Origin of the sequence: Novosphingobium resinovorum (assembly GCF_001742225.1) — a bacterium.
Lineage (GTDB): Bacteria > Pseudomonadota > Alphaproteobacteria > Sphingomonadales > Sphingomonadaceae > Novosphingobium > Novosphingobium resinovorum_A.
This window is the reverse complement of sequence record NZ_CP017075.1, coordinates 2,740,671-2,754,097: the sequence shown is the minus strand read 5'-3', so window position 1 is coordinate 2,754,097 and position 13,427 is coordinate 2,740,671. Positions and strand designations below refer to the sequence as shown.

The window sequence follows — 13,427 nt, the reverse complement described above, 5'->3', positions numbered from 1 at the left end:
GGGACAAGAACCATGACCACCATCGTCGAACGCCACAAGACGCTCGAGAAGAACATCACCCTGCTGGGCATCTGCGCGCTGGTCGTCGTCGCCATCGGCGGCATCGTCGAGATCGCGCCGCTGTTCTGGATCGACAACACCATCGAGAAAGTTCAGGGCGTGCGCCCCTATACCCCGCTGGAGCAGGCGGGCCGCGACATCTACGTGCGCGAGGGGTGCTACGTCTGCCACAGCCAGATGATCCGCCCCTTCCGCGACGAAGTGGAGCGCTACGGCCACTACAGCCTCGCGGCGGAATCGATGTACGACCATCCGTTCCAGTGGGGCTCCAAGCGCACCGGGCCGGACCTTGCGCGCGTGGGCGGCAAGTATTCGGACAGCTGGCACGTCCAGCACCTGACGAACCCCGAGGGCGTCGTGCCCGAATCGGTGATGCCGAAGTACGGCTTCCTCGCCGAGCGTGACCTGCAAGTCGCCGACCCCGCCGCGAACCTCACCGCGCTGCGCCGCGTGGGCGTGCCCTACACCGACCGCGACATCACCAGCGCGCTGGCCGACCTCAACGCGCAGGCCGACCCGGAAGCCGATCCCGGCGACCTGCTCAAGCGCTACCCCAAGGCGCAGATCCGCGACTTCGACGGCGACCCCAGCCGCGTGACCGAGATGGATGCGCTCGTCGCCTATCTGCAGGTGCTGGGCACCATGGTCGATGTCAACGCCGCCGCCGCGCAGGAGCAGTTGGCCAAGGAGAAGGGGCGATGACCTTCTCCCTCAGCACCCACTCCACGTACGACATGCTGCGGCATCTGGCCGACAGCTGGGGCCTGCTGGCGATGCTGGTGGTGTTCGTCGTGCTGATCGCCTGGCCCTTCCGGCCCGGCCACCGCGCGAAGAACGACGCCGCCGCTACGATGATCTTCAAGGACGAGAACGATGGCTGAGCATCATCCAAAAGGACGCCTCGACGAAGCCACGAACACGGAAACCGTCGGCCACGAGTGGGACGGGATCGAGGAACTCAACACCCCGCTGCCGCGCTGGTGGCTCTGGACCTTCTACGCCTGCATCGTCTTCGCGCTGGGCTACAGCGTGGTCTACCCGGCGTGGCCGATGCTTTCGAGCGCGACGCAAGGCACGCTCGGCTGGACCAGCCGGGGCGAGCTGGACAAGGACATGAAGGCCGCCGCCGCCACCCGCGCGAAGACCGTGGCGGCGCTGGCGGACATGAGAATCGAGGAGCTGCCGAAGCACCCCGAACTGATGCGCGCGGCGGTGGCGGGCGGCGCGGCGGCGTTCAGGATCAACTGCGTCCAGTGCCACGGCGCCGGCGCGGCGGGGTCGAAGGGCTTCCCCAACCTCAACGACGACGACTGGCTCTGGGGCGGCGATCTGAAAACCATCGAGACGACGTTGCTCCACGGCATCCGCCAGCCGGGCGATGACGCCACGCGCATGTCGATCATGCCCAACTTCGGCAGCGACGGCCTGCTGACGGCGGCGCAGATCGATGCGGTGGCCGGGCACGTCCTCTCGCTTTCGGGCAAGGCGCGGGGCAACGCGGAGGGCGCGAAGCTCTTCGCCGACAACTGCGCCGTCTGCCACGGCCCGGCAGGCAAGGGCAGCCGCCAGTTCGGCGCGCCGAACCTGACCGACGCGATCTGGCTCGACGGCGGCACGAAGGACGATGTCGTCGCGCAGATCGGCAAGCCGCACATGGGGGTGATGCCCGCATGGACTGGCCGTCTCGATCCGGTGACGATCAAGATGCTGGCGGCCTACGTCCACTCGCTCGGCGGGGGGGAACAGACGCCTGCGCCCGAGCCCGAAGCTGCCGCCACCCCCTGACCCGTCATTCCCGCGAAGGCGGGAACCCATCTGATGACCGTGCAACATGCCAGTTCAGGAGATGGGTCCCCGCCTTCGCGGGGATGACGGAGAAAAAGGAAGCACTCCCAGGCGGGACAAGTACCATGAACAAGCCCCCCGACATGACCCAGCTCTCGCTCTACGCAAAGCGCGAACCGGTCTTCAATCGCCGCATCGACGGCAAGTTCCGCCGCATCAAGTGGGCGATCATGGCGCTGTGCCTCGCGGTCTACTGGGTCACCCCGTGGCTGCGCTGGGATCGCGGCCCTTATGCGCCAACCCAGGCGGTGCTGATCGACCTCGCCCACCGCCGCTTCTACATGTTCGGCATCGAGATCTGGCCGCACGAGTTCTACTTCGTCGCCGGCCTGCTCATCATGGCGGGGATCGGTCTGTTCCTCGTCACCAGCGCGGTGGGGCGGGCATGGTGCGGCTATGCCTGCCCGCAGACCGTCTGGACCGACCTGTTCCAGCACGTCGACCGCCTGATCGACGGCGACCGCAATGCGCGAATGCGGCTCTACAAAGCCCCGTGGGGACCGGCCAAGATCGCCCGGCGGCTGGTGAAGTGGGCGATCTATCTCGCCATCAGCCTCGCCACCGGCGGCGCGTGGATCTATTACTTCGCCGACGCGCCCACGCTTTGGACCGAATTCTGGAGCGGCACCGCCGATCCCGTCGCCTATGCCACCGTAGCGACGCTGACCGCGACCACCTTCGTGCTCGGCGGCTTCATGCGCGAACAGGTGTGCATCTACATGTGCCCCTGGCCGCGCATCCAGACCGCGATGACCGACGAGAAATCGCTGACCGTCACCTACAAGGACTTCCGCGGCGAACCGCGCGCCAGCCTCAAGAAATCGCAGAAAGCGCCCGACGTGTTCGGCGACTGCATCGATTGCAACCAGTGCGTCGCCGTCTGCCCCACCGGCATCGACATCCGCCAGGGCCCGCAGGTCGGCTGCATCACCTGCGCCCTGTGCATCGACGCCTGCGACCGGGTGATGCACGACATCGGCCGCCCGCGCGGGTTGATCGACTACGCCACGCTGGACGATGCCGAGCGCGAGAAGGCGGGACAGCCGCCGACGCGCCACCTGAAGCTGATCTGGCGCCCGCGCACGCTGGCGTACCTCGCGGTCTGGGCGGGCATCGGCCTTGCCCTGCTGTTCGCGCTGGGCACCCGCGTCCACACCGGGCTGACCGTCGCCAAGGATCGCAACCCGCCGTACATCCTTCTGAGCGACGGCTCTGTGCGGGGCGCCTACACCTTGCGCCTGCGCAACATGGAGGGCCGCCCGCGCAGGATGGAGATCGCCATCGTCGGTCTCCCCGGCGCGGTGATGTGGACCGACGACAGCGCCCGCGCCGATGCCGCCCGTACCCTCACCCGCACGATCCCCGCCGACGCTACGCTGCCTCTGCGCGTCTACGTCGTCGCCCCGCCGACAACCGCCGCGCAGGACTTCACCTTCCGCGTCACCGCCGAGGGCGAGGCGCGCGAGACCGCCCTATCCGAAGTGACCTTCGACACCCCGCAGGAGGCGAACCCATGACCGTGCAGACCCGCAAGCCTTTCAACGGAAAGCATATGACCGCGATCCTCGTCGCCGGGTTCGGCGTGGTGCTGGCAGTCAACGTGACGATGGCGACGCTCGCCAGCACCACCTTCGGCGGGATCGTGGTGGAGAACTCCTACGTCGCCAGCCAGGACTTCAACCGCTGGCTGGATGAGGCGGCGAAGGAGAAGGCGCTCGGGTGGCGACTGGAAGCGCGGCGGGGGGCGGAGGGCAGGGTGGTGGTTGATCTGGAGGTCGCGCCATCCATCCTTCGACAAGCTCAGGATGAGCGGGGTGGGGTTAATAGCCCTGCTATAAATCCCGCTCAGGCTGAGCTTGTCGAAGCCCCCGCCGTCCACACCAAGCTCACCGCCATCGCCCGCCACCCCCTCGGCCGCCTCCCCGACACCGCACTCACCTTCCGCCGCGAGGGCGGGCACTGGATCAGCACCCGGCCGCTGCCCGCAGGCCGCTGGACCCTGCGCTTCGATGTCGAAACCGAGGGCCGCCAATGGCGCACCGAACAGGAGATCGGTGCATGAACGCCATAACACCCCCGCCGTCGGTCCCTGCCGAAACCGCACTCGATACCGCGCCCAGCATCGACAGCCGCTTCACCGTCCCCGGCATCCGCTGCGCCGGCTGCATCGGCAAGATCGAGCGCGGCCTCGCTCTCGTCCCCGGCGTGGCTTCGGCGCGTGTGAATCTATCCGCCAAGCGCGTCGCCGTCAGCCATGCCGGGACGCTCGATGCCGAGACGCTGATCGAGGAGCTGCGCAAACTCGGCTTCGAGGCCGAACGCGCCGCCGGCAACCCGCTCGCCCGCGACGATGTGGAGACGAAACGCCTGATCCGTGCGCTGGCGGTGGCAGGCTTCGGCATGATGAACATCATGCTGTTCTCGGTCTCGGTCTGGTCGGGCACCGACGCGGTGACGCGCGGCATGTTCCACTGGATCAGCGCCCTGATCGGCATCCCGGTGGTGGTCTATTCGGGCCGCCCGTTCTTCGCCTCGGCGTGGATGGCGCTGAAGTACCGGCGAACCAACATGGACGTGCCGATCTCCATCGGCGTGATCCTGGCGACGGGCATGAGCCTCTACGAAACGCTGACCGGGGGCGAGCACGCCTACTTCGACGGCGCGGTGATGCTGCTGTTCTTCCTGCTCGCGGGCCGCACGCTCGACGCGATGATGCGCGGCCGCGCCCGCTCCGGCATCGCCGCCCTGCTCAGCCGCATGGGGCGGGGCGCGCAAGTGATCGACGAGGACGGCACTGCCCGCTATGTCGAGGCCGACAAGCTGCGCCCCGGCATGACGATGCTGGTGGCGGCAGGCGAATCGCTCGCCGCCGACGGCGAGGTCGTCGAAGGCCGCACCACCATCGACACCGCGATGCTGACCGGCGAGAGCGCCCCGCGCCCCGCCGTGCCCGGCGACCTCGTCCACGCGGGCACGATCAACCTCGGCAACCCGGTGCGGGTGCGCGTCACCGCCGCCGCGCAGGACACCGCCATCGCCGACATCGCGCGGCTGATGGACGAGGCGGGCCAGTCCCGCTCGCGCTACGTGCGCGTGGCGGACCGCGCGGCGCGGCTCTATGCGCCCGCCGTCCACACCCTCGCGTTCCTCAGCTTCTGCAGTTGGCTGATCGCAGGGGCGAGCGTCTACAAGGCGCTGACGATCGCCACCGCCGTCCTCATCATCACCTGCCCTTGCGCGCTCGGCCTTGCGGTTCCGGCGGCGCAAGTCGTCGCGGCGGGGGCGCTGATGCGGCGGGGCCTGCTCATCAAGGACGGCTCGGCGCTGGAGCGGCTGGCCGAGGCGGACGAAGTGTTGCTCGACAAGACCGGCACCCTGACGCTGGGCGAACCGCGCCCGGTCACGCTGGCCATGCTCGGCCCGCGCAGCCGCGCCATCGCGCTGGGTCTGGCGCAGGCGAGCCGCCATCCGCTGAGCCGTGGGCTCGCCCATGCGCTGCGCGGCGAAGGCGCGGAGCCCGCAGCCGTCGAACTGGTGCGCGAGGCTCCCGGCTCCGGCATGATCGGGCGATGCGACGGCGCCGGAGTCGCGCTGCTGCGGCCCGAGGTGGAGACGGACACTCTCGCCGTCGATCTTCTGGTCGATGGCACCCGGACCCGCATAACCTTCGCCGACAGCCTGCGCCCTGACGTGACTGAGACATTGGCGGCGCTGAAGGCGCAAGGCCTCATCGCCGCGATCGCCTCGGGCGACCGGGTGGAGGCGGTCGGCGGCGTCGCGCGGAAACTGGGCCTGTTCGCCACGGCGGCGATGCGCCCGGCGGACAAGCTGGCGCTGCTCGAACGCCGCGCGGGGCTTGGGCACAAGGTGCTGATGGTCGGCGACGGGCTCAATGACGGCCCGGCGCTGGCAGGCGCCCACGTCAGCCTCGCGCCCGGCGGGGCGAGCGACGTCTCGCAGCAGGCGGCCGACGGCGTCTTCGTCGGCGAGCGGCTGATGCCGGTGGCGACGGCGGTGAAGGTGGCGCGCGCCACGATGCGGGTGGTGCGGCAGAACTTCGCGATGGCGGTGGGCTACAACGTGCTGGCGGTGCCGCTGGCGATCCTCGGCCACGTCACCCCGCTGGTGGCGGCGCTGGCGATGTCGGGCTCTTCGCTGCTGGTGGTCGGCAATTCGCTGCGGCTGGCGCGCGCGGCAGGGAAGGAAGCGCAATGACGATTCTCGGCTTCATGATCCCGCTCTCGCTGGCGATGGGGCTCTGCGCGCTGGGCACGTTCTTCTGGACGATGCGCTCGGGCCAGTACGAGGATATGGACGGCGCCGCCAACCGCATCCTGATCGACGAGGACGCGCCATGACACGGCGCCTGCTCGCGCTGTTCGGCACGCTGGCGCTGGTCCCGGCGATGGTGGGCCCGCTGCAGGTCGAGGCGCGTGACTTCGTCGCGATGACCTGCGGCGGCGGCGTGCTGAGTGTGCCGGTCCCCGCACCTCCGGGACCGCCGCAGGGGCCATGTTGCGCCAAGGGCTGCCATTCCGATTCCAAACGCAAGCGGCTTGATCGATCGCAATGACGGCGCGGAGGGATAAGGCAAAGTTGCGGCCATGTGGACCTATCACCCCGAACTGCTGGCGATTCCCGTGCCGCGCTACACCAGCTTCCCCACCGCCGCCGAGTTCGCTGGCGGGATAGGCGCGGGCCAATACGAGGAGGCGCTGGAGCGCACGCAGGGCGAGGTATCGCTCTATGTCCACATCCCGTTCTGCGAGAAGATCTGCTGGTATTGCGGCTGCAACACCAGCGTCGCCAACCGGCGGGACAGGGTAGCGAGTTACCTCGACGCGCTTCACCGCGAGATCGATCTCGTCGCCGAACGCCTTCCCGCAGGGGCGCGGGTGACGCGCATCGCTTTTGGCGGCGGCAGTCCCAACGGCATTTCGCCGATCGATTTCGTGCGGCTGGTCGATGCGCTGACGCTGCAGTTCGAGACCTCGCACCCGGTCATCTCGATCGAACTGGACCCGCGCACCCTTGGCCCCGGGTGGGCGGGGGTGATCGCCTCGGTCGGAATCGCGCGTGCCAGCCTCGGCGTGCAGACCTTTGCGGAGCCGTTGCAGCGGGCGATCGGCCGCGTGCAGCCCACCGCGATGATCGAGCAGGCCGTCGCCATGCTGCGCGGCGCGGGCGTGGGTTCGCTGAACTTCGATCTCATGTACGGGCTGCCCGGCCAGACCATGGCGCACCTGAAGGATTCGCTGGAGCGCGCCGTCGCGCTCGGCGCCGATCGCATCGCGCTGTTCGGCTATGCCCACGTTCCGCACCTGATCCCCCGCCAGCGCAAGATCGATGCGAGCGAACTGCCCGGTGCCGAGGCGCGCTTCGCCATGGCGGCTTACGGGCACGCCTTCCTGCTGGACCGGGGCTATGTCGCGGTGGGCTTCGACCATTTCGCCCTGCCCGGCGATCCGCTGGCGCAGGCGACGCTGACCGGACACCTTCGTCGCAACTTCCAGGGCTTCACGGACGATCAGGCGCCGGTCCTGCTGGGGCTGGGGGCCTCGGCGATCGGCGGCTTTCCGGACCTGCTCGTCCAGAACGAGAAGAACACCGGGCGTTATCGCATGATGCTCTCGCAGGACCGCCTGACCGCGACGCGCGGGATCGTTCGGAGCGCCGAGGACCAGCGGCGCGGCGCGGTGATAGAGGCGCTGCTGTGCCAGGGCCGCGCGCCTGTGGCGGCGGACTTGTGGCAGGAGGCCGGGCCGCTGCTGCGCCCCTACCTCGATGCCGGATTGTGCGAGACCGATGGCGGCGACCTCGTCGTGCTGCCGGGCGGACTGCCTTACGCGCGCTCGATCGCGGCGCGGTTCGACCCGTATCGCAAGGATTCGCTGCGGCGCTTCAGTTCGGCGGTGTGAACTTGCTCTAATTTCGTCATTGCGAGCGTAGCGAAGCAATCCAGGGCGGCGCCAAACTGCCCTGGATTGCTTCGTTACGCTCGCAATGACGAACGGAAGGTTTCACCCCCGCGTATCGAACTCCACCCCGAACAGGTTGCCCTCGCGCCAGCGCACGAGGCCCCAGACCTCGCGGCCGTCCTCCAGCGTGGCGCGCACCACTTCATTGAGGCTGGGCGGCTCCCCCGCCGCAGCGGCACTGAGCCCGCGCGAGGATATGTCGCGCACGATCACCGCGATCTCTACCCCGCGTGAATCCATCAGCGCAAAGCGCGTGCAGCGCCGGCGGCGGCGCTCGCGCAGGATCGGGGTGGGCCGGAAGCGGGACGTGTCCATTTCAGGCCAAGAACGGCGGCGCGCAGCAGAAATTCAGCGGGTTTGCGCGGAATTGACCGCGATCAATGTGAGACGCGGCCGCCAGTGCGAAGACCGTCTTGCCGGTCCACCGCACCAACCCCTTCCGCTCCGGCGGAGCCCCGGTGCGGTAACCGCTTCTCCCCAACTTCAAGGGGCGGCCCACCCTCGTGACGGACCGCCCCATTTTTTTGGCCCCTTTTTTGGCGCATCGCGGAACACAGGCAAAAGAAAAGGCGGCCTTGCGAGCCGCCTCTTCCTCCTCTCAACAGGAAAACTCTGGTCAGTTGGCCGAAGCGAGGCTCGGCTGCTGCATGTAGGGAACCGGGTTCACGGCCTCGCCGTCGACGCGCACTTCGTAGTGGAGGTGCGGGCCGGTCGAGTTGCCGGTGGAACCGACGTAGCCGATGATGTCACCCTTGTGGACGCGCTGGCCGTCGGCGACGTTGAGGCGCGACATGTGGCCGTAGCGGGTCTGCATGTCGCCGCCGTGCTCGAGGCTGACGAACAGGCCGTAGCCGCTGAACCATGAGGCGCGGCTGACGGTGCCGTCTGCGGTGGCGTAGACCGGGGTGCCGGTGGGGGCGGCGAGATCGACGCCCTTGTGGGCGCGGCGGCCGCCGAGAATGGGATGTTCGCGCATGCCGAAGGTGCTGGTCATGCGCTCTTGAGCGAGGGGGTTGCGCGAGGGGATGGCGACGGTGGCGATGCCGCCGACGGCTGCCTTGGGCTTGGCGGCGGCAAGGCCGGTTTCCTCATAGTTCTGCCAGGAGCTGAACAGCTGGCTGAACTGCTCGTCCTCACCGCCGGTGACCGACTGGTTCGCGGCCTGGCTGGTGCGCAGGGTGGAGGAAATGTCGGCAGCGGCAGCGCTGCTGTTGGCCATTGCAGGTTGCGCTGCAATGGACAGTCCCGCTGCGACGAAAACGCCGGTCACTGCGCGGAACTTGGCGAAAAATTTCGTTACGACCACTCGCAATACCTTGCTTATCCGCCGTCATTCCGAGGAAAGCGGCGATATTTTGAGCACGCCGAAACCGGTCGCGCCAAGGAGTATGGAGATCGTCGGAACCCCCCGCCGTCTCGTGAGTGTGACTTATGCCGTTAGTTTTGACTCAGGCAAGCGCGGTATACAGATCGCGCGACAAACCGGCAGCGAGGCGCGCTGAGTCGTTGAACGGCGGTTTAACGGAGCCGTGAAAGTAACGAAAAACCAAGGATTTCCACAGCTCTCCGGGCTCGTCGCCCAACCGTTCGGCGTGGTCGGCGAAATGATTTGCGCCGAATCGAACGTGGGCGATTTCGTCGTCAAGGATGCGTTCAAGGATGCGTGCGCCGCGCTCGTCGCCCATCGTGCGGACCCGCTCGATCGCCGCTGGGGTGACGTCCAGCGCCCTGGCTTCCAGCACCATCGGCACGACGGCGAGGCGGCCGCCGACATCACCCCGAGTCTCGTGCGCGGCGCTCCACAGTCCGTCATGGGCGGGCAGGGCGCCATAGTGGCTGCCTTGCGTGCGCAAATGCCTGTCGATCAGGGAAAAGTGCATGGCCTCGTCCGCCGCGACCTTGAGAAAGTCGGACACGAACTGCCGCCCCATCGATTCCCCGAACCGCCCGGCCATGTCGAGCGCGAGATCGATCGCCACGAACTCGATATGCGCGAGCGCGTGCCACAGGGCGATGCGGCCCCGTTCGCCCCCTCCCTTGCGCCGGGGCATCTTGCCGGGCGGCAGCAGTTCGGGCGCGTCCGGACGGCCGGGGGTCTCGGGCATCGCGGCGTCGAACGCGAAGGCGAGCCGCCCGAGCCGCCAGTCGCGCGCGACCTTGCGGGCGGCCATCACCTTGGCGTGCGGATCGCACTCGAGCAGGGCGGCGCGGATGGCGGCGGCGATGGTGGTCTGCATTGCAGTTCTCCCAAGTTTCGTCATTGCGAGCGCAGCGAAGCAATCCAGGGCGGCTTGAGGCTGCTCTGGATTGCTTCGCTGCGCTCGCAATGACGAAGAGTGAGTTATAGCGCCTTTGCGGCTTCCAGCACTTTGGCGGCGTGGTCCTTGACCTTCACCCTGTCCCAGACCTGTGCGATACTGCCGTCCGCTGCGATCAGATACGTGGTGCGGACCATGCCCATGTAGGTGCGGCCATAGTTCTGCTTCTCGGTCCAGATGCCGAGCGCGTCGGAGAGACCGTTCTCCTCCGCATCGGTCGCGAGCGGGGCCTTGAGGTCGTGCTTGGCGATGAAGTTCTGGTGCTTCTTCGCCGAGTCCTTGCTGACGCCGAGCAGGGCGGTGTTTGCCGCTTCGAACTCGCCCTGCAGCGCGGAAAACTCGATGTTTTCGGTGGTGCAGCCGGGGGTCGCGTCCTTGGGGTAGAAGAACACGACCAGCTTGCGACCGGTGAAGTCGGAGGCCTTCACGCTGCCGCCTTCCGGCGTTTCAAGGGCAATGTCGGGGAACGGGTCGCCGATGTGCGGGCGGGTCATGCGTCTATCTCCAGGGTTTCGTCGAAGGCCGCGCGCCAGGCGTCCGCGATGTGGCGGCGCGCCGTTGCGAGGCCCGTTTCGAGCGCTTCCCAGTCCCCATAGCCGCATGCGCGCACGAGTGCCAAGCGCGCAGCAGGGCCGGGCACTTGCGCATCGGGCGCCAGCAGCCGTCCGGCTACGAGCAGGCGGGTAAGCGCGTCGTGCGCCTCGACCAGCGGGGCATCGACGAGTCCCGCTGCGGCCAGTCCGCGCACCGCCTCGCCGAGATCGGGATCGAGGCCGGGTCCGCGTTCGCGCAGCTGGATGAAGTGGACGATGAACTCCAGATCGACCAGCCCGCCGCGCATCAGCTTGACGTCGAGCGGGCCGCCCGGCGGCTTGTGGCGGGCCATCTTCTCGCGCATTTCCAGCACGTCGGCGCGCAGCTTTTCGGCCTCGCGCGGGGCGGTGAGGACGGCGTGCACGACTGCGGCCAGCGCCGCGCGGCCTTCGGGCGAGCCGTAGAGCGGGCGGGCGCGGCACAGCGCCATGTGCTCCCACGTCCACGCCTGCTCGCGCTGGTAGGTATCGAAGCTTTCGAGGCTGGCCGCGGGTGGCCCCTGCTCGCCGGATGGCCGCAGGCGGGTATCGACCTCGAACAATGCGCCTTGCGCGGTCGCCACCGACAGCGCCGAGATCGCTCGCTGCGACAGGCGGTTGTAATAATGCGTGGCGCCCAGCGGGCGGCGGCCGTCCGATTCGCGGCGGAAGTCACCGCTGAACAAGTATACAAGGTCGAGGTCCGAGGCGTGCGTCAGCACTCCGCCGCCCATGCGGCCGAGGCCGAGGATCAGCATCTCGCTCTGCGCGATATGCCCGTGGGTGCCCTCGAATTCCTCGGCGGTGGCATCGGTAAGGACGACCAGTGCGGCCTCGGCGATGCGGGCGAGGGCGTGGCCGATCGCGACGGGATCGTTGGCGCCCTCGATCAGCTGGACGCCCAGCTTGAAGCGCAGCTCGCCGACCTTACGCCGCACCGCGTCGAGCTTGCGTTCGTAGTCGTCGCCCGCCTCGAACCGCGTCAGTTCGGCGACCAGTTCCGCAACGCTGCCGGGCAGGTCGAAGGCGCTGGCGTCGATCAGCGGGTCGAGCAGGTCGGCGCGGCGGGCGAGGGCATCGGCCAGCGGCGGGGCAAGGCCGAGAATGCGCGCCAGCATCTCGATCAGCGCCGGGCGGGCCTGCAGCAGGTTGAACAGGTTGATGGCGCTCGGCAGGTTGCCGAGCAACTGCTCCCACCGGGCGAGCGCGCGATCGGGTTCGGGCGCGGCGGCAAGCGCGGCGAGGAGGTCCGGGGCGATCGCGACGAACGCCGCCCGCGCGGCATCGGAACGCAGGGCGCGGACCTTGCCGCCGAGCCAGCCCTCGATGCGCTGGGCGACGCCTGCGGAATCGGCGAAGCCCAGTGCTTCGAGGTCCTCGGGCATGGTCGACTGGTCGGGCACCGCGACCGCGCCGGTGGGCGTATTCGCCATGATCAGCGTGTCGTAGCGCTCGCCCACCGCCTCGGTGATGGCGGTGAGTTCGTCGAGCAGGGCCTGACCGCTCGCCATGCCGTCGAGCCGGGCGACCGCCTCGATGCCCTCGGCGGTTTTCGGCAGGCTGTGGGTCTGCTGGTCGTGCTGCATCTGCAGGCGATGCTCGATCGTGCGCAGGCGGTCGTAGTGCTCGCCGAGCAGGCGCGCTTCCTCGGCCGGGACCAGCCCCGCCTCGGCCAGCGCGTCGAGCGTCGCGCGGGTGCCGCGCAGGCGCAGGGCCGGGTGACGGCCGCCGTGGATCAGCTGATGGGTCTGGGCGTAGAACTCGATCTCGCGGATGCCGCCGCGGCCTTTCTTGAGGTCGAAGCCGGGGCCGACTTGCGGGGAGCCGCGCGTGCTGGCGCGAATCTGCGCGGTCAGGCGGCCGATCTCGGCGATGGCGCCGAAGTCGAGGCTGCGGCGCCAGACGAAGGGGCGGATCGCGGCAAGGAACGCCTCGCCCGCCGCGACGTCCCCGGCGCAGGACCGGGCACGGATGAAGGCGGCGCGTTCCCAAGTCAGGGCGGAGGATTCGTAATGGCTCAGCGCGCCTTCGACCGGGATCGCCAGCGGGCTGACTTCGGAGGCCGGGCGCAGGCGCAGGTCGACACGGAAGACGTAGCCCTCGTGCCCGACGTGCGAGAGGATCTCCACCACCGCGCGGGCGATGCGCTGGGCGGCCTCGCCGGGCTCGTCGCGCTCGCGGCGGGGCAGGAGTTTCGGGTCGAACAGCAGGATCGGGTCGATGTCGGAGCTGTAGTTCAGCTCCCCGGCGCCGTGCTTGCCCAGTGCGAGGGCGAAGAAGCCTTTTGGCTCGGCGGGGTCGTAGTCGGGCACGCGGCGGCGGATTCCGGCGACGATCGCAGTGTCGAGCGCCCGGTCGGCGAAGGCGGAGAGGGCGCCGGTCACCTCCAGCAGTGGGAAGGCACCCGCAAGGTCGCCGATGGCGAGAGCAAGGCCGAGCGCCTGCTTCTCGCGGCGCAGGGCGGAGGCGGTGTCGGCGACGCCCTCCCCTGCCTTGCGGGCCAGCGCGAGAGCGGCCTGACCATCGCCGGCCTGCAGCAGTTCCGTCACGGCGGGAAGGCGATCGAGCGCGTTCGCAAGGAACGGCGCATGGGCGCGGGCGCGGTCGATCGCGCTGGTCCAGTCGGCACTCATGGCCGGCGTTCTGCCCTCGGC

At 68.9% G+C, this 13,427-nt stretch carries 14 protein-coding genes; 9 read left to right on the top strand and 5 right to left on the bottom strand.

Going from position 1 to position 13,427, the window contains the following annotated elements; genetic code table 11:
- The first annotated feature begins 12 nt into the window (after positions 1–12).
- The 9 genes from ccoO (at position 13) to hemN (ending at position 7,823) form a co-directional block, all read left to right on the top strand.
- Positions 13–762 carry a cytochrome-c oxidase, cbb3-type subunit II gene (gene ccoO, locus BES08_RS12895; protein WP_008828423.1) on the top strand — a complete coding sequence of 250 codons (750 nt, stop codon included), beginning with the start codon at positions 13–15 and terminating at the stop codon, positions 760–762.
- A complete protein-coding gene (locus tag BES08_RS12890) occupies positions 759–941 on the top strand; it encodes a cbb3-type cytochrome c oxidase subunit 3 (RefSeq protein ID WP_008828422.1) in 183 nt (60 codons plus the stop codon). Before ccoO ends, BES08_RS12890 begins: the two co-directional genes overlap by 4 nt.
- Positions 934–1,845, top strand: coding sequence for a cytochrome-c oxidase, cbb3-type subunit III (ccoP, locus tag BES08_RS12885; RefSeq protein ID WP_069708541.1), 912 nt, complete (start codon positions 934–936; stop codon positions 1,843–1,845). Before BES08_RS12890 ends, ccoP begins: the two co-directional genes overlap by 8 nt.
- Positions 1,846–1,970: 125 nt before the next feature.
- The gene (gene ccoG, locus BES08_RS12880; protein ID WP_069708540.1) at positions 1,971–3,422 is read left to right on the top strand and encodes a cytochrome c oxidase accessory protein CcoG; all 1,452 of its coding nucleotides are present in this window, start codon (positions 1,971–1,973) and stop codon (positions 3,420–3,422) included.
- Positions 3,419–3,967 carry a FixH family protein gene (locus tag BES08_RS12875; protein ID WP_069708539.1) on the top strand — a complete coding sequence of 183 codons (549 nt, stop codon included), beginning with the start codon at positions 3,419–3,421 and terminating at the stop codon, positions 3,965–3,967. Before ccoG ends, BES08_RS12875 begins: the two co-directional genes overlap by 4 nt.
- Positions 3,964–6,120, top strand: coding sequence for a heavy metal translocating P-type ATPase (locus BES08_RS12870; RefSeq protein ID WP_069708538.1), 2,157 nt, complete (start codon positions 3,964–3,966; stop codon positions 6,118–6,120). The genes BES08_RS12875 and BES08_RS12870 overlap by 4 nt, the downstream gene beginning before the upstream one ends.
- A complete protein-coding gene (gene ccoS, locus BES08_RS12865) occupies positions 6,117–6,263 on the top strand; it encodes a cbb3-type cytochrome oxidase assembly protein CcoS (RefSeq protein ID WP_008832429.1) in 147 nt (48 codons plus the stop codon). Before BES08_RS12870 ends, ccoS begins: the two co-directional genes overlap by 4 nt.
- Positions 6,260–6,478, top strand: a complete 219-nt coding sequence (locus BES08_RS12860; protein ID WP_069708537.1) for a hypothetical protein — start codon at positions 6,260–6,262, stop codon at positions 6,476–6,478. The genes ccoS and BES08_RS12860 overlap by 4 nt, the downstream gene beginning before the upstream one ends.
- Before the next feature lie 31 nt (positions 6,479–6,509).
- Positions 6,510–7,823, top strand: a complete 1,314-nt coding sequence (hemN, locus tag BES08_RS12855) for an oxygen-independent coproporphyrinogen III oxidase (RefSeq protein ID WP_069708536.1) — start codon at positions 6,510–6,512, stop codon at positions 7,821–7,823.
- 102 nt (positions 7,824–7,925) lie between these two features.
- Here the strand turns inward: hemN and BES08_RS12850 are convergent, their stop codons facing one another.
- The 5 genes from BES08_RS12850 to BES08_RS12830 form a co-directional block, all read right to left on the bottom strand.
- Entirely contained in the window at positions 7,926–8,198 is a 273-nt protein-coding gene (locus BES08_RS12850; protein ID WP_069708535.1) for a PilZ domain-containing protein, read from the bottom strand.
- A 301-nt stretch (positions 8,199–8,499) separates the two neighbouring features.
- Entirely contained in the window at positions 8,500–9,189 is a 690-nt protein-coding gene (locus BES08_RS12845) for a M23 family metallopeptidase (protein WP_008832433.1), read from the bottom strand.
- Positions 9,190–9,331: 142 nt separating this feature from the next.
- Positions 9,332–10,120: a ferritin-like domain-containing protein gene (locus BES08_RS12840; protein WP_069708534.1), complete on the bottom strand. Its 789-nt coding sequence runs from the start codon at positions 10,118–10,120 to the stop codon at positions 9,332–9,334.
- A 104-nt stretch (positions 10,121–10,224) separates the two neighbouring features.
- Positions 10,225–10,695: a peroxiredoxin gene (locus BES08_RS12835; RefSeq protein WP_069708533.1), complete on the bottom strand. Its 471-nt coding sequence runs from the start codon at positions 10,693–10,695 to the stop codon at positions 10,225–10,227.
- Positions 10,692–13,406: a bifunctional [glutamine synthetase] adenylyltransferase/[glutamine synthetase]-adenylyl-L-tyrosine phosphorylase gene (locus BES08_RS12830; protein ID WP_069708532.1), complete on the bottom strand. Its 2,715-nt coding sequence runs from the start codon at positions 13,404–13,406 to the stop codon at positions 10,692–10,694. Before BES08_RS12830 ends, BES08_RS12835 begins: the two co-directional genes overlap by 4 nt.
- Positions 13,407–13,427: the final 21 nt, after the last annotated feature.